The organism is Ruegeria sp. N8, assembly GCF_056531325.1.
In genome coordinates, this window is the sequence record NZ_JBQFLQ010000004.1 from 126588 (window position 1) to 147878 (window position 21291).

General features: G+C 58.5%; 20 protein-coding genes and 1 tRNA gene. 13 read left to right on the forward strand and 8 right to left on the reverse strand.

The genetic code is table 11. The features are described 5' to 3' along the window. Positions 1-59 precede the first annotated feature (59 nt). From ACR0C5_RS10430 to ACR0C5_RS10460, 7 genes are all read left to right on the forward strand, one after another. Positions 60-983, forward strand: coding sequence for an alpha/beta fold hydrolase (locus tag ACR0C5_RS10430; protein ID WP_480876344.1), 924 nt, complete (start codon positions 60-62; stop codon positions 981-983). Beyond that, positions 980-2467 (forward strand): FAD-binding oxidoreductase, encoded by a 1488-nt coding sequence (locus tag ACR0C5_RS10435; RefSeq protein ID WP_480876346.1) that lies wholly within the window; start codon positions 980-982, stop codon positions 2465-2467. The genes ACR0C5_RS10430 and ACR0C5_RS10435 overlap by 4 nt, the downstream gene beginning before the upstream one ends. Continuing rightward, positions 2464-2874 (forward strand): hypothetical protein, encoded by a 411-nt coding sequence (locus tag ACR0C5_RS10440; RefSeq protein WP_480876348.1) that lies wholly within the window; start codon positions 2464-2466, stop codon positions 2872-2874. The genes ACR0C5_RS10435 and ACR0C5_RS10440 overlap by 4 nt, the downstream gene beginning before the upstream one ends. After that, positions 2871-3917 (forward strand): hypothetical protein, encoded by a 1047-nt coding sequence (locus tag ACR0C5_RS10445; RefSeq protein WP_480876350.1) that lies wholly within the window; start codon positions 2871-2873, stop codon positions 3915-3917. Before ACR0C5_RS10440 ends, ACR0C5_RS10445 begins: the two co-directional genes overlap by 4 nt. Next, positions 3907-4197 carry a hypothetical protein gene (locus ACR0C5_RS10450; protein ID WP_170771156.1) on the forward strand — a complete coding sequence of 97 codons (291 nt, stop codon included), beginning with the start codon at positions 3907-3909 and terminating at the stop codon, positions 4195-4197. Before ACR0C5_RS10445 ends, ACR0C5_RS10450 begins: the two co-directional genes overlap by 11 nt. A gap of 203 nt (positions 4198-4400) precedes the next feature. Further along, positions 4401-5087 carry a sugar transferase gene (locus ACR0C5_RS10455; protein WP_480876352.1) on the forward strand — a complete coding sequence of 229 codons (687 nt, stop codon included), beginning with the start codon at positions 4401-4403 and terminating at the stop codon, positions 5085-5087. 90 nt (positions 5088-5177) lie between these two features. Continuing rightward, a complete protein-coding gene (locus ACR0C5_RS10460) occupies positions 5178-7295 on the forward strand; it encodes a GumC family protein (protein WP_480876353.1) in 2118 nt (705 codons plus the stop codon). Between the two features lie 27 nt (positions 7296-7322). On the opposite strand, the gene ACR0C5_RS10465 is transcribed toward ACR0C5_RS10460, so the two are convergent. Further along, positions 7323-7574 carry a hypothetical protein gene (locus tag ACR0C5_RS10465; protein ID WP_170771165.1) on the reverse strand — a complete coding sequence of 84 codons (252 nt, stop codon included), beginning with the start codon at positions 7572-7574 and terminating at the stop codon, positions 7323-7325. Positions 7575-7924: 350 nt separating this feature from the next. Between ACR0C5_RS10465 and ACR0C5_RS10470 the strand changes: the two genes are divergently transcribed. From ACR0C5_RS10470 to ACR0C5_RS10495, 6 genes are read left to right on the forward strand one after another with little or no spacing between them, the layout of a single operon-like run. Continuing rightward, positions 7925-9955, forward strand: coding sequence for a YjbH domain-containing protein (locus ACR0C5_RS10470; RefSeq protein WP_480876355.1), 2031 nt, complete (start codon positions 7925-7927; stop codon positions 9953-9955). Further along, positions 9952-10593 carry a YjbF family lipoprotein gene (locus tag ACR0C5_RS10475; RefSeq protein ID WP_480876357.1) on the forward strand — a complete coding sequence of 214 codons (642 nt, stop codon included), beginning with the start codon at positions 9952-9954 and terminating at the stop codon, positions 10591-10593. Before ACR0C5_RS10470 ends, ACR0C5_RS10475 begins: the two co-directional genes overlap by 4 nt. A gap of 25 nt (positions 10594-10618) precedes the next feature. Then, positions 10619-11998: a polysaccharide biosynthesis/export family protein gene (locus ACR0C5_RS10480; protein ID WP_480876359.1), complete on the forward strand. Its 1380-nt coding sequence runs from the start codon at positions 10619-10621 to the stop codon at positions 11996-11998. Positions 11999-12055: 57 nt separating this feature from the next. Continuing rightward, positions 12056-13336, forward strand: a complete 1281-nt coding sequence (locus tag ACR0C5_RS10485; protein WP_480876361.1) for a lipopolysaccharide biosynthesis protein — start codon at positions 12056-12058, stop codon at positions 13334-13336. Beyond that, positions 13333-14535: a glycosyltransferase gene (locus ACR0C5_RS10490; RefSeq protein ID WP_480876363.1), complete on the forward strand. Its 1203-nt coding sequence runs from the start codon at positions 13333-13335 to the stop codon at positions 14533-14535. Before ACR0C5_RS10485 ends, ACR0C5_RS10490 begins: the two co-directional genes overlap by 4 nt. Continuing rightward, positions 14528-15418 (forward strand): sulfotransferase, encoded by an 891-nt coding sequence (locus tag ACR0C5_RS10495; RefSeq protein ID WP_480876365.1) that lies wholly within the window; start codon positions 14528-14530, stop codon positions 15416-15418. The genes ACR0C5_RS10490 and ACR0C5_RS10495 overlap by 8 nt, the downstream gene beginning before the upstream one ends. Here the strand turns inward: ACR0C5_RS10495 and ACR0C5_RS10500 are convergent. The 7 genes from ACR0C5_RS10500 to ACR0C5_RS10530 all read right to left on the reverse strand — a co-directional run bounded on the left by ACR0C5_RS10500 (position 15369) and on the right by ACR0C5_RS10530 (position 21260). Then, positions 15369-16685, reverse strand: a complete 1317-nt coding sequence (locus tag ACR0C5_RS10500; protein WP_480876367.1) for a hypothetical protein — start codon at positions 16683-16685, stop codon at positions 15369-15371. The genes ACR0C5_RS10495 and ACR0C5_RS10500 overlap by 50 nt on opposite strands. Positions 16686-16836: 151 nt before the next feature. Continuing rightward, positions 16837-17724, reverse strand: coding sequence for a phage head spike fiber domain-containing protein (locus ACR0C5_RS10505; RefSeq protein ID WP_480876369.1), 888 nt, complete (start codon positions 17722-17724; stop codon positions 16837-16839). After that, entirely contained in the window at positions 17721-17990 is a 270-nt protein-coding gene (locus ACR0C5_RS10510; RefSeq protein ID WP_480504249.1) for a spike base protein, RCAP_Rcc01079 family, read from the reverse strand. The genes ACR0C5_RS10505 and ACR0C5_RS10510 overlap by 4 nt, the downstream gene beginning before the upstream one ends. Positions 17991-18080: 90 nt before the next feature. After that, positions 18081-19175 (reverse strand): glycosyltransferase, encoded by a 1095-nt coding sequence (locus ACR0C5_RS10515; RefSeq protein ID WP_480876371.1) that lies wholly within the window; start codon positions 19173-19175, stop codon positions 18081-18083. Between the two features lie 267 nt (positions 19176-19442). Then, positions 19443-20195 carry a metallophosphoesterase gene (locus ACR0C5_RS10520; protein WP_480876373.1) on the reverse strand — a complete coding sequence of 251 codons (753 nt, stop codon included), beginning with the start codon at positions 20193-20195 and terminating at the stop codon, positions 19443-19445. Positions 20196-20277: 82 nt separating this feature from the next. Next, positions 20278-20766, reverse strand: a complete 489-nt coding sequence (locus ACR0C5_RS10525; protein ID WP_480876375.1) for a hypothetical protein — start codon at positions 20764-20766, stop codon at positions 20278-20280. A gap of 417 nt (positions 20767-21183) precedes the next feature. Then, a tRNA-Arg gene (locus ACR0C5_RS10530) sits at positions 21184-21260 on the reverse strand. Between the last annotated feature and the right edge of the window lie 31 nt (positions 21261-21291).

A 21291-nucleotide genomic window follows, 5' to 3' on the forward strand; every position in this document is an offset into this window, starting at 1 on the left:
TTTTCAGGTTCATTTTTTCAGCTCTGTTGCTTGTCACTGTTGTGCTGACCGGGTTTTGGGTGGCAGCCAGCAACCGTGAGACTGTTCCGGTGGGCCACTTGCCTGATGACACAGGCCGGATGATCGAAACCTCTGAGGGTGCGATCTTTGCTTTGGACGTCGGCGACCCTTCGGCGCCGCCGGTTCTGTTTGCACATGGAACAGCGGCGTGGTCGGGTTTGTGGCGACCCACGCTTTCCCACATGTCCGACGCCGGGTTTCGCGCGATCGCCTTTGACATGCCGCCTTTCGGCTGGTCGGAACCAGCACAGGATGAGGACTACAGTCGGACGCGTCAGGCCGAACGCATTATCGCCCTTCTCGAAGAGCTGGACAGCCCTCCGATCGCCGTCGCGCATTCTATCGGCGCAGGGCCCGTGGCCGAGGCTGTTATGCTGCGCCCCGATTTGGTGTCCGGGTTGGTCATAGTTTGTGGGGCGATTGCGCTTGAGGCGCATGAATCTCCAACTTCTGAGCCCATTTACCTGCGAAATGGGCTGCTGCGACAGGGTATAGCCACCACAACAGTCTCTAATCCACTGCTAACGCGCCATTTCCTTCGCGCGTTTTTGCATGTGAAACTGGCTGCAACGCCTGAAATCGTCTCGATATTGCGCAATCCAATGGCCCGCGAAGGATATACCAAGGCCGTTGCGGACTGGTTGCCGCACCTGCTTGTGCCGCCGCAGAACGCGCGCAGCACACGGGCAGAAAGCTGGCGTACGCTCGACCTGCCGGTCGCATTGATCTGGGGCGCGGAAGATACCGTGACCCCGGTCGCGCAAGCCCACGCCTTGCACGCGCTGCTATCCGAAGCACCGCTGATCGTCTTGCCCGATGTAGGTCACATCCCGCAAATCGAGGACCCAGAGCAGTTTCAAACCGCATTAATTGACGTGCTGAAGGCCATGCCCGGGCCGACGCTATCAAAGGAAGACGTATGACGATTTTCACCAGACGCGCCGCACTTTTCGCCGCCGGTGGAGTGGCGGGCTGGGGATTGTCTCGTTGGTTGGGACCAGACCTGCCCGTTTATGACGGCACCCGCTACACGCCTGCCGTGTCGGATGCCACGATCCTGAATGACGCCAGCGGATTGTCACCGACGCCGGTATACAAGCATCTGGTGATGACCGAGAATGCTGATGAAGCCCTGATCACGGCCATCCGTCAGGAACTGGCGCAGGCACAGGCCGAGGGCCGCCCGGTGAATGTCGGCGCCGCGCGCCATTCGATGGGGGCGCAAGCCATCCCGCGCGATGGCACAGCGATCACCTTTGACAACGGCTCGGTCGAGATTGACAGCGCAGCGCAGACATACCGCGCCCATGCCGGGGCACGCTGGTCTCAGGTCATTGCGGCGTTGGACCCTGCAGGATGGTCGCCCAAGGTGATGCAATCGAACCACGACTTCGGCGTTGCTGCGACCTATTCCGTCAACGCCCATGGCTGGCCGGTTCCGTTCGGACCAATGGGCGCAACCGTGCGATCCCTGCGCATGATCCTACCGGACGGAGAGCTTGTGACATGCTCGCCCACGGAAAACGCCGACCTGTTCAATCTGGGCATGGGAGGCTATGGGCTGATCGGCATCATCGTCGATCTAGAAGTCGAAATGGTCTCTAATACACGGCTATCACCTACTTTCAAATTGATGGAAGCCAGCGCCTTTGCCAACGCTTTCCGCCAGGCCGTGGCTGACCCGGCTGTGACGATGGCCTATGGCAGGCTCAATGTCGAAAGGGCGTCCTTCTTTGAAAAAGCCTTGCTGATCACCTACCGCGAGACCGAGGATCAATCGGACCTGCCGCCGGCATCCGGCTCGGGATGGATGTCGCATGCCGCCAGTCGTCTCTACCGCGCGCAGCTAGGCAACGAGGCGTTCAAGTCCTTTCGCTGGTGGAACGAAACCACGCTAGGCCCAGCCTTGGGCGGGGGTGAGGCAACGCGGAATTCCCTGATCAACGAACCGGTTGTCACGCTGGACGACCGCAACCCGGACCGCACCGATATCCTGCACGAATATTTCGTGGGCTTCGACGCCTTTGACGATTTCCTGACCGCCTGCCGCGAGGTGATCCCGGCCTCGTATCAGGAGTTTCTGAACGTGACCCTGCGCTATGTGGCGCAAGACGATCAGGCGGTTCTGTCCTTCGCCTCGGAACCACGCATCGCTGCGGTTATGTCCTTCAGTCAGGAGATGACCGACCGCGCCGAGGCCGACATGGCCCGTATGACGCAAGAGCTGATCAACCGGATCACCGCGATCGGCGGGGCTTATTACCTGCCCTACCGCCCGCACGCGCGGCTGGATCAACTGACCGCCGCCTATTCGCGCGCGCGAGAGTTTGCGCAGGCCAAACGCGCGTTAGATCCGCAACTGGTGTTAAGAAACAACCTTTGGGACAGCTATTTGGGGCAGCTATGACCAATCTTCAAAAACTCTGTATGGGGTATTTTGTGGCACTGATGATTGCCGCGTCGCTGAATTACATACCCGGTCTGACGGATGAAAACGGTCTGGCTTTTGGCATCTTTGCCCTGGATATCTATGACGACGCGCTGCATGTGGCGTCGGCCTTCTGGGCGCTGATTGCCGGGCTTTGGTCCCATCGCGCTGCGCGCACCTTTCTGATCCTGTTCGGGCTGGCCTATCTGGGCGACGGAGTTTTCGGGTTCTTCACTGGCTACGGCTATCTGGATCTGGGGATCTTCACGAACAACTCAGCCGGGATGAACCTGTCCCTCGGACGCGTGCTGGCAAACCTGCCGCATCTGGCGCTGGGAGGGGTGGCCGCCTGGGCCGGTCTGCGTGACGCACGGAGGACGGCATGAGATTTCTGCTGAGATGGCTGCGCAGGCTGGTTCTGCTGTTGGTGCTGGTCGGGATCGGCTTGGCCGCCCCGATCATCTATGTCGAAACAAGTTGCAAGGGCACTGCGCAGGCGCAACCCTATGACGCCCTGCTACCGGCCGAGCATCACCGCCCCGAAACCCGCAGCCTGATGACCTATCCTGAATGGCACATCGTCCACGCCTATGAGGATTATGCCGAGGTTCTGAGCCAAGGCGATCCACATGACTACGGCTTCTGGCAAGGGATCACGGGGTTCTGGAGCTCGCTCTGCGCGCTGACCGAAACAGCCGCTGCCCATGGCGAGATTGACGGTGAGACCAAGCAGACGATCTATGTGATCGGGGCCAGTTTCACGGCGGAACTGGCGTTGAAGGCACTGTATGAAGAGACAGTCGGCCGCCTGTTTACCGCCCTGCGCGGCCCGGAACGGGCTCCGCTGGATGAACTGTCGGCGCAGCAGGCATCAGATTACGCTGAATTCCTGCAACAGGTGCCATGGTACAAGTGGCGCTTTGACGACGATGCCCAAAGCTTGATTGACCAGTCCAGCGGCTCGATCCGCGACACTGAACGCGCAATAGCTCTGGGTCTGGAATACACCACCAAGGGTGGCTATGCCGGGGTGATTGAACAGGCCGTTGAGCAGGTCGGTCAGGATGAGCTGACCCTTCGCATGATCGTCACGTCAGAGGGCGAGTTGCCCGCCTATCCCGACATGCAAGTCATCGCCCAGCGCCCTGAAGGGATTGAGATCGAGACGCCACGCTACCGCGCCCTGACCAATCTGCTGGTGCAGATGGCCGGTGACGGTGTGAACGTGGTCGAGATCGCAGGCAATGACGACATCCTGTTTACCGCAATTTCGGATCAGCCCACGCGGGCAGACGCGATCTACAGCGCGCCTCGCCAAGGGTTCGGCGACCACCGACATCTGATCGTCGTCAAAGTGTCCGATCTGGCCGAACGTCTGCGCCAACTTCCGGGGTCAGGCCTGGCACTGGAACATATCCATGACTATTAGGGCGGTTCTGATTGCCCTGCCGCTGATGTTTCTGGGGTGGCTGTCCACGCTTGTTGTTGTGGCTTTGCTGACAGACGACGCCCCGGCCTATGTGGTTGTCCTGCCCAAAACGCAGATGCTTGAGGCGCTGCCCGGCGACGTCTCGGTCCTTGCGGCCTCGCCCTTCAGCCTGACCGTCGCGTCAGAAAGCGAGGGATTTGTAAAATCCCTATATAATATGGGCGCTCGCCTGGTGCTCCCTGCGGGCCTGCCGGGCTGTCTGCCACTGCCCAAGGCCTGACATCTCGGTCTCGTGCCTTCCTCCATGCTAAAAACCCACGTTTGATCAGGCTGCTTTGCGTATACGCCTGCGCCATCGAGTTTTCTGCAAGTTGGTCAACAAAAATTTGCTGCACTCAGCTCTTATCAACCTTTCATTAACTAATTTTCGCTTTCTACACCTAAAAGTTGTATCTCAACATTTGGGAACCGGGATTTTTTTGAATGCTGGATTTTGGCGCAACAACAGTTGCCGAGGATGCCGCGGCCCCCTCATCCGTCCCGCCTGATACACCATCGGGGATCTATTCCGGGTTGGGCAAACGCGCTTTTGATATCTGCCTTGCGCTGCTACTGCTGCCAGTTGTAACGCCGGTCGTTCTGGTCCTTTGGGCCTTGATGCGCTGCGAGGGCGGTCCAGGTTTCTTTGGGCAAAAACGCGTTGGCAAGAACGGAACGTTGTTCAAATGCTGGAAGATCCGAACCATGTGCGTCGATGCCGAGGCACAACTACGTGCTTATCTTCAGGCCAACCCGCAGGCTGCGATTGAATGGGAAAGAGACCGCAAACTCACCCATGATCCACGCATCAACCGGCTGGGTCATCTTCTACGCCGGACCAGTCTGGATGAGTTGCCGCAAATCTGGAACGTCCTGAAAGGCGAGATGAGCTTTGTCGGCCCACGCCCAGTCGTCACCGTCGAGTTGGTGAAATACGGCGCCGCCGCTTCGGCCTATGTGGCGCAGAAACCGGGCATTACAGGGCTGTGGCAAGTTTCGGGGCGCAATGATGTCAGCTATGACGCACGGATCGCGATGGACGTGGCCTATCTGGCTCAGCGCAGTTTTCGAAAAGATATCAGCATCCTTTTCCGAACAGTCTCAGCCGTGGTCATGCGAACGGGACGATAAACGCACTGTCAGGGTTTATTCTACCCTTACGTGTCTATATGGTTTCTAAAACGCGCATAGAATGCATTTCGAGCAGACGACCAAACTCTGATGAAGCAATTCACTGTTCCAAACCCGCCCCTGACCGCTCCGCGGCCCACGGGCGCTGACCCATTTGATGGCGAGGTCGTTGACCTGAGCGCCCTTTTCGCAACCCTTTGGTGCGGGAAATGGGTGATCGCCGCCGCCACAGCGCTGACTGTGATGGCAACGCTCGCCTACCTGATCTTCGCGGCGGTGCCGATGTACCGGTCCAGCGCCGTTGTGATGCTTGAGACGCAACAGCAGAGCATTGTCGACCTCCAGTCTGTTGTCGGCGGTTTGTCCGGCGAGTCGACCGAGGTGAATTCCGAGCTTGAGGTTCTCAGATCCCGTGGACTGATTGGCAAGGTCGTCGACAGGCTGGACCTGACCTCCGATCCGGAATTCAACGCTGCGCTGCTGCCTAAAACGCTGAGGGACAAAATCAAGGATGGTTTAGGCCTGTCACCGCAGCCCGCGCCTTTGCCGGATGAAATCAGCGCCCAAATCACCCGCGATAGCGTGATCACCGCGCTGTTGCAGAAAACTTCGATCCGAAACCTGCCCCAAAGCCTTGTGTTCCGCGTGACGGTCGAGACTGAATCGGCCCGCAAATCAGCCCTGATTGCGGATACGATCGTTGACCTTTATGTGCGCGACCAGATCGAAGTAAAATTCGCAGCGACCGAGCAGGCTACCGCCTGGCTGACCGACCGAGTGGCTGAGTTGCAGCAGGAATTGGAATCGTCAGAGGCCAAGTTGAGTGCCTTTGACACGTCAACCGCTTTGGTATCTGCCGAGGCGTTGCAGCTTCAGGAAGTCCAGCTCAAGGATTTGCGTGACCGGGGCGAAACCGCTGCGGCTGCGCAAATCGCAGCGCAAGCAAGGTTTGATCGCCTGACCGCCGCGACCACCCGCGCGGAACAGGCGCAGGAGGCGGGTGATCCGCAACTGGACCGGTTGTTTGCGCAATTGGCGGGTGGCCAAACGACTGAGTTCGACACAGCCTTCGAACGTCTTTTGGCCCGCACCGCGCTTGAGGCACGGCGCGCCGCGCAACAGGCGCAGGCTTTGACCCAATCTGCGCAAGACCTGTCCGAACAGATCACTCAGCAGAATGCGGACCTCATCGCATTACAGCAACTCACCCGAGAGGCCGAGGCTGTTCGTCTGCTGTACGAGTATTTCCTGACCCGTCTTAAGGAGACCTCGGCGCAGGAGGGGATACAGAAGGCTGACAGTCGCCAAATCTCGCGCGCCGTTATTCCGACGGACCCGTCGCGCCCGAGAAAACCGCTGATGCTGGTTTTGGCCGCAATCCTTGGTCTGATCGTGGGTACGGCCATTGTCTTTGTACTGGAGGCGCGGAGAAAAGGGTATCGTTCAGCGCCCGAGGTTGAGCGCAAGACCGGCTACAGCGTTCTGGGTCAAATCCCGACCTTTCCAGCCCGCGACCGGCGCAAGGTTTTGGACTATCTCGCCGCCAAGCCCGCCTCCGCAACGGCTGAGGCGGTGCGCAATCTGCGAACCTCTCTGATGTTGTCCAACGTGGATCGCCCACCGCGGGTTATTGTCATGACGTCATCGCTGCCTGGCGAAGGCAAAACCACCAACACCATGGCATTGGCGCAGAACTTTGTCGGGATTGGTAAAAAAGTCCTGTTGGTCGAGGGAGATATCCGCCGGCTGACCATGACCGACCAATTGCGCGATGTGCCGAATACCGGGATCGTTTCGGTTCTGGCCGGAGATGTTGCTGCCACGGATGCAATCTTTCAAGACCCGCTGATCGGGTGCGATATCCTGGCAGGTCAGAAAACAGCGACCAATGCGGCGGATCTGTTCGCCTCGGATCGCTTCCGACAGTTTCTGGAGGATACGCGCAAGTTCTATGATGTCATCCTGATCGACACACCGCCCACGCTACTGGTGTCAGATGCCCGACTGATCGCGCGCAATGCCGACGCCGTTTTGCTGACTATTAAGTGGAATGCCACAGCCGAACAGGATGTGACCGAGGCCATTCGGCTGTTCCACATGGACAATCAACGCCTAACGGGGATCGTCATGGGGCAGATCAATATGCGCAGCGCCAAGCAATATGGCTATGCCTATGGCCGCTACGGCGCATCCTACTATAGCAACTAGGCGCGCCATTTTTGGCGGGGTCAAGGATCAGTTGGTGCTGACCGTGCTGGTCGTTGTGGTCGACGACCCACCCCCGGCAGCCGCCAAACCCACAGCGGCGGCAGCAGCACCCAGCGCAGGGGCGACCAGAGGGACAAAGCCCGTTACACCTGCCTCTTCAGCGGCTTCGGCGGCTGTGACTGTATCCTCGACGTCTTCCGTGGCGTCGGTGTTTTCCGCCTGTTGAGCAACTACACCTGTGGTTGATAGAAAAAGAACCAATGCTGAAGTTCTGAACATCCGAAAGCTCCTGAAGCGAAACCTGTGCCGCCGATACCACACCTGAGAAATTCCACTGTCTTTATAGCGTCAATGGTGAACGATGTATTAAAAAAATCAACTTGTATTTCAATAAATTGAATGACTTTCAGCGGTAAATTAAATACGCCCCAGAATTTTCGGCCCAATTACCGACCTTTTATCCCAAAGGAAATTCAGCTACCGGGAATTCAAAACTGTTTTTCTCCTATAGGGTGATTATTACTTGGTGCTGACTACAATCCACATTCCTGTGTCGGGATCGCTCGGAAAGTTTGAAGTGACAAGGTGACGTGACGAACCAAACGGGAATACGAGGCTGGACAATTGCGATGGCTGTGATCGGCGCAACTCTGGCAGGCATAGTACAGGCGCAGACCGTGTCCACATACGGAACGCCGGGCCTGATCGAGTTGCCCACCGCCGAGATGTTCGATGATGGCGCGCTGGTCTTTACCGCATCCGCCTTTCGGGACACCGCGCGCGCAACCATGACCTTTCAGATGCTGCCCTGGGTTCATGGCAGCTTCCGCTACGCCGTCCTGAAAGGCTTTGATGGAGAGCGCGGTGATCGCTATGACCGCAGCTTCGACATCCATTTCCGCCTGCGCGAAGAAAGCCGTCGGGCGCCCGCCATCGTGCTGGGATTGCGGGATTTCGGCGGGACCGGGCTTTATGCCTCGGAATATATCGTTGCGACCAAAACGATCCGCGACCGGTTCAAGCTGACCGGAGGCATCGGCTGGGGGCGCCTGGCCGGACGTGGCAGCTTTGCCAACCCGCTGGGTCTGATCAGCAGCCGCTTTGACGAGCGCAGCGATCCGCGCGCCGGTGATATTTCGGAGACCGGACGTCTGGACTTCGGCAACTGGTTTCAGGGCGACGCCGCCCTGTTCGCCGGGGGCAGTTGGCAATATAACGACCGGCTAACCTTTTTGGCAGAATACTCCCCCGATCTTTATGATGAGGAGCGCGACCGGATCGGGTTCGACATCCGCGCTCCGTTCAACATCGGCGCGCAGTACCGGTTTCGGAATGGATCGCAACTGACCACCTCGGTGCTGTACGGAACCACGCTGGGGCTGACCTATAGCTATTTCATCGACCCGCGGCAGACGCCTGCGCCGGGGGGTCAGGGGGCTTCGCCCCCGCCCTTGCGTGCGCCCGGTGACAGCCAAGGGGACATTCGAACCGCGTTGGACCGTGAAGGGCTGCGGCTGGTCTACCTGTCGCAGGACCGCGATGCTGTCACGGTCGGGGTCGAGAACGAAACCTATGGACAAGCGGCGCAGGCCTTGGGCCGCACCGCTCGTGTTCTGGCCAATACCAAGCCGCCGCGGACGAAGACCTTCAACATTGCGTTGATGTCCAACGGTGTTCCACTGGGTGCTGTGCAGGTGGACCGCAACGATCTGTACGAATTGGAGCATGACCCGGACAACGCATGGCGCAGCCTCGCGCGGGTCGAGATTTCGGACACGATCCCGATCTTACAAGGCGGCGTACTGCGCGACGCCTATCCGCATTTTTCCTATCGGTTCGGGCCTTACCTGAACTTTTCCTTCTTCGATCCCGACGACCCATTGCGGTATGAAATCGGCGCCGCGTTGGGGTTGGACTATACGCTGAGGCCGGGCCTGACCCTGTCCACCGGGCTGCGCCAACCAGTTCTGAGCACGCTGGACGACAGCACGCGCGTCTCGGATTCCACCCTGCAACGTGTTCGGTCGGACTGGGCGATCTATACCCGTGAATCCAACCTGCGGGTCGAGCATATGACCGCCGAATACCTGTGGAGACCACGCACCGATTTCTACGCCCGCACCACGCTGGGATATCTGGAGACCATGTTTGGCGGGGTGTCGGCCGAGCTTCTGTGGTACCCGACCAACAGTCGCCTCGCCTTGGGGGTCGAGGCGAATTACGTGGCGCAGCGTGATTTTGACGTGCTGTTCGGCTTTCAGGATTATTCCGTCGCCACAGGCCATGTCTCGGCCTATTACGACCTGCCAGGGGACTATCATGCCCAGATCGACGCGGGCCGCTATCTGGCAGGGGACTATGGCGCGACGTTCTCGTTGGATCGGGAATTTACCAACGGGTTCACGGTAGGTGCTTTCTTTACCCTGACCACGGTAGGGTTCGAAGAGTTCGGCGAAGGCTCATTCGACAAGGGCATTCGGCTTGAGATCCCGATCTCATGGCTGACGGGTCGCCCATCGCGCAACAAGATCAGACAAACCATCCGCCCCGTCCTGCGCGACGGTGGCGCGCGGCTGAATGTGCGCAACCGGCTATATGGCGTCACCCGCGAGGCGCGAGCGCAGGAATTGTCGCGCGGCTGGGGTAGGTTCTGGCGATGAGAGTTTTCGCGCTCCTCTGCCTTGCCCTCTCGCTGGCCGCCTGTGGCGAGGCGCGGGATGAGTTCGACCTTTTGCGCGGCGCGCTGCGTCCCGATGCGCCCCGCTTTCACCCCCGCGCCGATGCGCTGGCCGCACAACGCCTGATCCCACCCCGGCTTGAGGTCGCCTTTCCGTCGCGCGACCTGAGCGGTGTGATGCTGTTAGAGGTGACACGGGACGACGTGCAAACCTGGTTGACGGCAGATGGGGCGACCATCACGCTGGAACAGGGTTTTCTGACCTCGACCAAAGGGTTCGGCTCTGGCATGACTGGGTCGGACATCCGGCACAGCGCCGGGTTGATCCTGAGCCGTCAGGAAGGGCGCGCCGAGCGGTTTCACAGCTTTCTCAACGGTAATGATGAGATCGAGCTGCATGCCTATGACTGCCGGATCACAGCGCTTGGGCCGGATACCATCGTGCAGCAAGGTAATCCTGTGGCCACCCGCAAGTGGCAAGAACAGTGCTTTGGCACCGCGCAGAGTTTCACCAATACATATTGGGTGCGAAATGGCAGCCAAACCATCGTCCAGTCCTCGCAATGGACCGGCGATTTCCTCGGCAACCTGTTCATAAAGGCGGTGCCGGATGCGAGTTAGAATCATACAGGGCAGGAGGCTAACCATGCGCCGAATTCCACTTTTCGTCTTTGCGCTGGCCATGGGCGGCCTGATCTCAGGCTGTTCGACGATCTACCGCAGCCCATCGGTTACGGCGGGTGTGTCAGACAGCGGAAAGGTGCGGGTGGTGCCGGTGACACCGGAAACCGTGATGGTCGCCAATCGCGCACCTTATGCGCCCAAAACCCTGCCATCGGTGTTTCGAACCTCAGCCGGGTCCGGCGCGGGCACCAGCCAGCGGGGACTGGGTCCGCTGCCCGATGCCCCCTCAACTCAAGATGGGTCGCGCAGCGGGTTGCGGCTGGACCCACCGCCCGATGTCACGCCGGGGCCCTATACGATCGGCACCGGGGATGTGCTGGTGCTGTCGACCCCCTCGACCCAGGGCACAGCCGGAGAACTATCTGGCCTGCTGGCCGCCCAAAACAGCCGCAACGGCTATACGGTGCAGGATGACGGAGCGATCAACATCCCCGATGTTGGCCGCGTGCGCCTAGAAGGTCTGACCGTGGACGAGGCCGAAGCCGTGCTGTTCCAGCGCCTTGTCGAAAACCAGATCGACCCCACGTTCAGCCTGGAAATTGCCGAGTTCAACGCCCGCCGCGTCTCGGTCGGAGGGGCGGTCGGACAGCCCGGCGTGCAGCCCATCACCCTGACGCAACTGACGCTGGGCGAGGCGCTCTCTGCCGCCGGGTCGGTCAAGGTCAGCGATATCGACAACAGCTCGGTCCGCGTTTACCGCAACGGGCAGATGTACCAGATCCCGCTTGAGGACCTTTATGCGCGCCCGGATTTGCAGAACCTGACCCTGATCGCTGATGACTCGGTCTTTGTGGATACAGATTACGATCTGGACCGGGCCGAGCGGTATTTTGCGCAGCAAATCCAGCTGCGCGAAACGGTGCTGGAGGGTCGCCAGACCGCCCTGCAGGAACTGTCGACCGCTGTTACCCTACGCCGGGACGAATTGAACGAGCGGCGCGAGACATTCCTGCAAACCATCGAGTTGGACGCGGTGGACCGGGACTATGTCTATCTCAGCGGCGAGGTCCGCAATCAGGGCCGCTATGCCCTGCCCTTCGAGCGCACGGCCACACTGGCGGACGCGCTGTTTGACACGGGCGGCGGGATCGCCAAGAAAACCGGCGACGCGTCCGAGGTTTATGTGCTGCGCGCGTCCGAAGATATCCGCGAATTCGGCGCGGTGACGGCCTGGCATCTGGACATCCGCAATGCCGCGCACCTGACGCTGGCGGCCCGGTTTGAACTGCGCCGCAACGATATCATCTTCATCGCCGAAAACCCGGTTACGCGTTGGGGCCGCACGATCGACCAGATCACTCCGTCTCTGATCACCGCGCCGATTGTGGCGGTGGGAAGCTAGGGGACCCGTGTAAATCCGCCGATGCCAGACAAGTCCAACCCCATAAGACAGCGCCTGATGAAAGGCGGGCTTGCCGCCCTTGTCATCAAGGTTGGGGCCGCAGGCCTGCAATTTGCCATGTTTCTGGTCTTAGCACAGGCGTTCAATGCCTCGACTTATGGCACCTTCGGTTTTGGATTTTCGCTGGCGGTATTGCTGGCGGTGGCGGGCAGTTTCGGACAACGGATGCTGAGCCTGCGCTATGTCTCGATCTACGCAGCGCAAGGTCAGAACAGGCTTGCAACGGGTCGGATTCGCGATGGATTCTGGATCATCACGCTCGGTACTGTGGCATTGGCGGTTCTGACGGCCCCAGGCTTTGTGTGGATGCAACCCAAGCTTGGATGGCCTTTCATTGCGGCCACGGGGGTATTCGCGCTGACAATGGCCTGGGCGGAATATTTTGCCTTTGTCCTGCGTGCCTATGACCGGATGAGTCTGGCCCTGGCGCCTCGGGATGTGATCTGGCGCGGGATGGTGATCCTGTCGGCGATCCCCCTGATCCTGCTCTGGCCAGGGCAGAGCAGTGCTGCGCAGATCACCTGGTTGCTGACCGCGCTGCTTGTGGCCACGGTATTGGTTCAGCTCCATCTGCATCCGGCGACCCGGCCCAAGGCCTTGTTTCTGGCTCCAGCTGCCTATGACCGGGCCACATGGCGGCCACGCATGTGGGGTCTTTGGGGTGTATCCGTCCTGCAAATCGCCGCTCCGAACCTTGTCGTGGTTCTGCTGGGACTGATGCTGAGCCCGGCGGACACCGGACCGACCTTTGCCGCGCTGCGCATTGCGCTGTTGATGAACCTCGTCTTGCTGGCCGCCAACATGGTCGTCTCACCCACAATCTCGCGCCTGCATCACAACGGCAAAACCCGTGCGTTGCAACGCACATGCGCCACCGTCGCCGCCATCGCTGGGGGATCAGCCTTGCTGATATTCCTCGGGCTGATCCTGTTTGGTGTCTGGCTGTTGTCTTTGTTCGGAACCGGGTTCGAAACCGGCTACAATGTTCTGTTAATCGTGGCAGGTTCCTATGCGGTGAATGCGCTGACCGGACCAACCTCGGTCCTGCTTGAGCTTACGGGCCATGACCGAGCGGCCTTTCGGCTGCTGGCGCGGATGAACTTGATAGCAATGGCGGCGATGATCCCAATGATCTGGGCCTTCGGCCCGGTAGGGGCCGCGCTGTGTCTGGCTCTGTCCGTCGCTGGCTGGAACCTTGAGGCCGTAAGATACACCCGGCGCGAGATGGGCATTGACCCTTCGGTTCTGGGTCTCATGCGTCAAGGGCAGCTCTCATGAAGATCGCCATTCAGTGTTTTAACTATGCCCCCAACGTGCTGGGCGGGTCCGAGCGATCAGCACGGGACATCGCGCGCAGCTTAAAGGCACGCGGGCATGACGTGCGGGTTGTGGTCTCGGACGGGTCGCGCCCATATCCGGATCATGTCGATAACATCCCCATTGAAGTCGTTCAGGGCCTGCCGATCGGCAAAAGCCCCCTGCATGGCGTGCGCCACTTTGCCACCCGCATGGCCTGGATCTTGCGCAGCGAAATAGACCCCGTCCTGTTCCTGCGCTCTCTGCAATGGCTGCGGCGCAACTGTCCAGATGTGGTGCTGATGAATAACCCTGCCGGACATGGGTCGGCTTTCATGCTGGCTTGTCTGCTGACCCGCACCGCCTGTGTCCCGGTCATCCGCGACTACGGCTGGTTTTGCGCCTTTGGCACGATGGAGCATGGCGGCGCAGGCTGCAATTCCGCTCTCAGCCCGTGTTTCTACGCCACTGGCCTGCGCCGGTTGATCCTGCGACGACAAAAACACGTCGTGGCGATTTCCAATCACGTGGCGCGGATTTACGAAACCATGCTGGGATATGCGCCAACCGTCATCTACAACGCGGTGCCGGACAGATTTCTGCAAGCACCGCGCGCACCTGCGCCGGATGCGGGCACGCCCCTGACCTTTGGTTATCTGGGCCGCCTTCACCCCAGCAAAGGCGTGGCCGAGCTGATCACCGCATGGCAAAACACTGACCTCGCGCAGAACGGGCACCGATTGCTTCTGGCCGGGGACAATCAGGGCATCGCCCTGCCGGATGACCCCGCTGCCGCCGGGATCTGTCTGACCGGTCGACAGGAGGCCATCGCATTTCTCGACAGGCTCGACGTGCTTTTTCTGCCTGCGCTTTGGGCCGAACCTTTTGGGCGCACCGTGATCGAGGCCATGGCGCGCGGCTTGTTCGTGGTCGGCAGCCCAAATGGCGGCATACCGGAACTGATCCCACTCCATCGCGGCCTGACCCCCGAACAAATCGACGCCCCGACGCTCTCAGCGGTTTTCAACGACCTTGCCCAAAATCCCGACCGGGTGCGCGCGACACGCATGCAAGACCCTGAACCCAATCTTGCCCCGTTTCGCACGACGCGGATGATCGACGCCTACGAGGACCTGCTGTATCGCGCCACCGGTCTGCCGAAGGAGACCCGCGATGACTGAGCGCCCCCACCGCCTGCCCGATCTGTTCATCTGCGGCTTCACCAAATGCGCCACCAGTTCGCTGCATGACTGGTTGGTTCAGCATCCGCAAATCTCGGGCGGTGTGCGCAAAGAGCTGGGGTTCCTCTATGACCGCGACAGCCACTTTTTTCGACCCGAACACAGCGTTTTTACCCAGGGTCTTGCGGGATATGCTGCGCTGTTTCCCGATGCGCCCGACAATGCGTTGTGGCTGGATTCAACACCTGCCTATGCGCATCACGAAACCGCCCGTAAAACCATCGCCGCGATGGCGCACCGGCCGCCGGTCATCTTCATCACACGTGACCCGGTGGATCAGATCACCTCGACCTATCACTACTTCTCGAACAACAAGAGCTATATCGACGCGTCAATTTCGATCGAGATGTTTTTCGAGATGGTTCTGGACGGGCGTGCATCCAGCCATTTTCCTCAGGATCACCTGCGCAACGCTCTGGACTGGGCCGCGTTCGGCTATTGGTTGGCCTTGTGGCGGCGGGATCTGGGGCCGGAACGCGTCATCCATCTTGAGATGCGCCATATGTTGTCCGACCCTGCAAATACTGTAGCTGCGTTGCTTGGGCGGTTGGGGCTTGAAACGAATGTGCCGCTGTTCTTTGACGGGTCGAACGAAACCTATTTTGTCCGTAACCGGTTGCTACAATCTTTGAACACGGCGATCCGGGGCAAACTGCCCAAAGGCGCTCTGTATGAGACAGCGCGCCGAGTGTACCGAAGGCTCAATACAACCCCGCACAAGCCCGGCCAAAGCGCCCGCGAGGTTGAACTGCGCGCAGCTCTGGCCCAAGCCATCAGCGACCGGGAAACGGCACTTTTGGAACGCTTGCAACCGGAGCTCTGAGCCGCATTCTTGCCGCCCAAACAACCAGCCAAATCGGTATACACCACAGCACAACCCTTGGCAGTAGTTGAATGGGCGAGCCTTCGGGCATCACGATCAGCACCAACACAACCGACAGCATGACCGACAAGGGCTGATCCGCGCCCATCTTGCGATAGCCCGAATGGATCACTGTCAGCATCACGCCAAACACGATCCCGCCTAGAATGACACCCGCCAACCCGAAGTTCACCAGATACTCGCCCGGTCCCCCGACCGTCCAACCGTTGACCGCGTTCGGCTCATACCATTGCCGGAACCACTGGCCGATCAACAGTTGCGAAGGCTTGTCTGGCCACAGAGCGCGCGGGATGACCATGATCAGACCGTTGTAAAAGTCTTCTCCGACCCGCGTGTGAAGCCCCGAAGTAAAATCCTGCACCACCAGCATCAGGGAATCGAACCGCGTCATATGCATGGACACCGCGGTCGTCGTGGTCAAATCGCGGGAAAAGGCGACCTCCCAACTGCCGGACAATTGCGCAAGGCGGTAGATGTACAACACTGTCGCACCAAACAGCAGGCAAAACCCCCAGACCGAGAATTTCATGATACCCCACAGGTCGATCTGCCCCGCGCGCGAGGTCAAGACCAGCAGTGTACCGGACAGCAGTACGAACGCTTCCAGCCGAGTGCCCCACAGGGAAAAGACAAACAGATTGATACCAAAACAGAGGCTAAATATGGCCGTTTTGCCGATACGTCTGTCGCGCAAACTGATCAACAAGGCGACCGAAGAAAAGAATGCACCCAGCCCTACAAGGGACCTGAGCCCAAAAGTGCCCGCCAGATCCTTGGTGATCTTCGCGGCAAAAAGGATTGCCTGAAGCGACCCGAATTTCAGAAAAAGCTGTACGCCGATTCCCATTGCAACGATGGTCAGAAGAATGGCCACAAGCGCCGAAACGGTATCGACGCGTGACGACATTTCGGGGAACAGACCGGCACCTAATCCGGGGCGCACGGCACTCAAGATCACAACCGTGACCAGCGCCGCAGACAGATACAAGACCGCGTAGATCAACGCGAATGCACCCAGCTTTGCTGTGTCATTGAACAGCGCAGGATTCACCAGATTTGCCCCAAGCATGATCATTGCGGGACGGATGCAATAGATCAGGGCGAAGAACATCAGGCTCAGCACAATCGGAGCTGACCGCAACGACAGGGCCACCCAAAAGAACAGCCCCAGTACAGCGCATATCAGCATCCAAGCCAGAAAGAACATCGCAGGAGGACCGCCTTATTGCCGAACCCGAAAGACCTTCTGCAAGCCTATCCGCTCGCTTGGCGAGAAACAATCTTAAGTTGTTTTTTGAATGCCGAAATGCCGTAGACCAAACACAGATCCACGGCATTTCAGGTGGATGCAGGCCCCATCAGCTCAGCACGATGGACTTGACTCTGGGCCGCGACAGCACGGGCCACCAGCCGTCGGTGACGGTCTGATTGGTCATCACGTCCTGACTGTCATCCTCGTATGTGACAGTGACCTCAAACGCTCCGGTCAAACCGGTCAACCCAGCTTGATCGGCTGCGCGCGTGACCTCGGCCCCGTTTGTGGCGATATTGCTTGTCAGTGTGTTGCCGGTTTCTGCCTGCGCGCCCCAGATAAAGAGGTCAATATCGCTGTTGATGGCCTCGTACAGGATAAAGATCCGGTTCTGATTGTTGGGCAACAGATCCGTGTGACTGAACCGTTGCCATTGGGTCGTGACGTTAATCGTTTTTGATGTCTTGTCCGACTGCCCGAACCGCATGGTCAAAGGTACGCTGGCACGCAACCAGATACTGACCGTCGCCATGCCCGACGCCCCAAGATAGGGGATAAGTACCCCGCCTCGGTTCAGGTCCGGGCCGCCCGTGGTATCCGCGCAATTCCATGTCAGGGCCGAAGCCGTCCCGTCCGGCGCAAGCTGCCCGCCGACGAAACTGGGCTTACGCGCATATCCGTTCCAGTAGGATTGGGTAAAGTCATCTGAATAGTGCAGCAGATTGGTGGCCTGACCTTCGAACAAGGCCCCCCGGAACGCTCCGGTTCCGACCACATGATCTCGCCGCAATACGCCATTGCCCACCGTCTCGATCATGCCCGAGGCCCCGGCCTGCCGGGCCGAAGAGGCACGCGCGAAGGTCATCGCCTCGCTCAACGCGATGGGGCGCCCGAACCGCCGGTACTCCTGCCGCTCGAAATCAAGTGACAGGGCTGGGCCAGATACCCGGCGCGCAGGGTGCGACGTAACAGAAAGGTCGCGGGTCAGCTTCATGCCAGCACCATTGCATGGATTCCACTGGCCGTTGTGCCCGTGGCATGCACACGGCTGACGCCCACTGGCAGGATCGAAAAGTCCAGAACCTGCACCGTGCGGATTTCCCTGCGAACAGTCGTCAACACAATCGTCCCGCCCGATTCAACGTATAGCCCGATCGCCACATCGGGCAGGTCCGCAGTATCCGAAGGCGTCACGGGTGCAATATCTCGGGCAGGACCGGACAGGCTGGATACTCGGTTTACGAAAGGATTGGTGGTCATGGGTCAGGACTCGCTGTCTGTGTGTCAATCAGCGGCACGTTAGGAAAAACCGCTTAATGACCTACAAGTCCTGCGTGCGTTGCGTCCGCGTCAGGCGTTTGCCCGCGCGTCAGCGATTAGTGCCCATATCTTTTGCTTGAAGACCTCAACATCGAATGTATCCGCCAACGCCCTGATCGTCGCTGGATCCTTCACCAAATCCGGGTTCTTCTCGAACCGGTCGATGGCCAGGTTTAGGGCTTCGGCGGTCTGTTCATGAAACAAAACACCGCTGACACCCTCGATGACGGTGTCCAATGCCCCACCGCGCCCATATGCGATCACCGGTCGTCCGCTGGCCATCACTTCGACCGGAACTATGCCAAAGTCCTCCTCACCGGGGAAAATCAGCGCGCGACAGGTGGCGAATTGACGCTTTAGCTCGGCATTATCAACCCGGCCAAGAAAAGTGATATTGGGGCAGGATTTCTTTTCCAACACGCCGCGCATCTCACCATCACCAACAACCACCAGTTTACGGCCAGAGGCGTTGAACGCATCAATCGCCAGATCGGCCCGTTTGTAAGAAACCATCTCACCTGCAAGCAGGTAGCGGTTTTCAACATGGTTCGATATCTGAAACGCCTGCGTCTCGACCGGAGGAAAAATAACCTCTGCTTCGCGCCGATAATAGGTTTGGATTCGGTCACGAATGAAGGACGAATTGGCCACGAAACGATCCACGCGAGCAGCAGTCGTGACATCCCAAACGCGCAGCCTATGCGCTAGGAAGGGCATCGCCATCCGAGCAACACCCCCCGCCTGTTGCCGATAGCTGTGATAGTGATCCCAAATATAGCGCATCGGTGAATGACAATAGCAGACATGCAACGCATCGGGGCGCGGCACGATCCCCTTTGCCGGACCGGATTCGCTGGACAGAATCAGATCAAATTCCTGCATGTCCATCTGTTCAAGCGCCAGAGGCATAAGGGGCAGGTATTTCTGATAGTGCTTTCGCGCACCGGGCAAGCGCCCGATAAAGGTCTCTCGCACCTCGTGTTTTCTGACCTTGGCGCTGACCTTTTCGCGGTCATAGACATGAGTCACAATCACTGCGCCCGGAAATAGATCCAGCAGCGCCTCCAAGACTTTTTCACCGCCGCGCATTCCCACTAGCCAATAATGTACGATGGCAACTTTCAATCTGCCCAACACTCCGCTGTCACTGCGGGCCTGATTTGTAAGCCCGTGTTGCCACCACCCCGCAATGCCATGAGGCCCAAGTCATCTCCTGAAGGGTGCAGCCGACGTCCAGTTTGCAGAACGCCGTAAAATGGGATCCGAAGGGTGCACATGAATCGCTCGAAATACCTAGTTATCTCAGGTTTAATTCGCTCTCTTTTTGCGAAACAATATTTCGATTAATTCTGCCTTAGATTGTTTTATTCAGTGTTGCAAAAACAACCAATACTAACCAAGCGCCGTCAGAAACTCTGGCTCAGAACCGTCCAGATAGACTGCGCTGAGCACGCCGGTCGCGAACGCGCCCGTGTCGACAGCAATTCGGCCGCCCCGAACCGCAGCGCGACTCACGATTGTATGGCCATGGACAACCCACTGACCGTCTTTCCTGTCTTTGGTCTGAAAATGTTTGTTGCCCCAAAGCAGGTCGTGCTCAGATTGCTGGTCAAGCCGACATGTGGGGTCTGCCCCAGCATGCGAGATAAAGATATTCCCACTATGGAAACTGGTCTTCAAATCTGCGATCCAGCCAACAAGTTCATCACCCATAGCGCGCCGCAAACTATCCCGACACTTGGTCAGTTCGTCGGAGGTCATTTCTGGCCGAGCGGCTGGGATGCGAAACGACGCCAGTGTCTGCAAGCCCCCATTTCGTAGCCACTGACGACCGTGTTTCTTCGGATCGGCCAGGAAACGCAGTAGCATTTGCTCATGATTTCCCATCAAACACATAAATTCGGGGCAGGCTTGCATCATCCGCAAAACCTCCGAGCTGTGTTCGCCTCGGTCAATGTAATCTCCAACCAGAATGATCTGGGCGTCATGCGGTACTTGGGACAAGAGCTTTTCCAAAAGCCCGAAGCAGCCATGGACATCCCCTATGACGCAAATCGGCTTTGTCGGCGCAGGAGCTCTGCACGCTTTGCCCCCATGAATTCGATGAAGGAGTCCCGAAATCAACCAGACTAATTTCCTATGCAAGGCTACCCGTCAAAGCACACGCTATGATTGTGCTCACACAATACACTCATACCTATCTAGAGGTTTGAAGACAAGCGCGACGCTACGCCGTGCGGCAAGCAAGAACACCCAATCGAATAAGCTCTGCACCCTTGATTTTGTGTACGCCGCGAATTCGGTTTCGTCCTGTTTCCATGAACCAAGTCTTGATGGGCTCGGGGTAGAACTCCGCCATCACTTCGCTGAAATACTGAAAATCTGAGGCACTGAGCGGCTGGCCATGACGCGACGGACCATGAAATCCAAATATTGTGTCCGGTGTTACACATGTCCCTGGCAGGCCAAGAAACATCGTACAGGTCGAATAACAGATCCGCCCGCGCAGCTCGACACGTATGCCATTTCTTTGAAGGTTCTCCAATTCGACCAAACGATCATGCAAGAAACCGCCTCGATCACTGCCAACCACCAAAGGTTGTTCCGAGTATCCGGCGCCAGGCACTGCAAGCACGCATGACAGGACAGAAAGCCCCATCACATAACCTGCAAACCGTCTCTTCCATTTGCAGAGCCTCAAACTCAGAAATTGCATTAGCCGCACTCCATTCCCGTTGGTAGTTGGGAACAGTGCTAAGGAGGGACATCGTCGTCTTGACGTGTGGCCTGGGGCGTAAATGTGCCTTTTGCGGACAAGTTATCGCGATTTTGTCTAAACGCTTTGTAACCATTCAGTGCTGTCGATTTCTGATCAGGTCCAATTTGGCAGTTCGGTTCAATTGTTGGCAAAAAGACCGGCCTTTAGCCTAGTTGGGCGACAGATTCTGGTGTGGAGCCATCTTGATCGAAAGACGCATGAACTGGCTCGCCAAAAAAGCAGCTGGCCTCCAAATCATGCCTGGCAATCGCGGCCGCTAAGTCCGGTTACACTGCAGTCTCCGAAGGTTTTTCAATGCTCGCTCATCACGCGAAATCATCCAAAGCGAGAGGTATGTTCGTTCATAAGACTGGCTGGCGACCCCGGCAGGATTCGAACCTGCAACCTGCCCCTTAGGAGGGGGCTGCTCTATCCAGTTGAGCCACGGGGCCGCGCAAGCCTCTCTCTAGCTTGGTTTTTCGG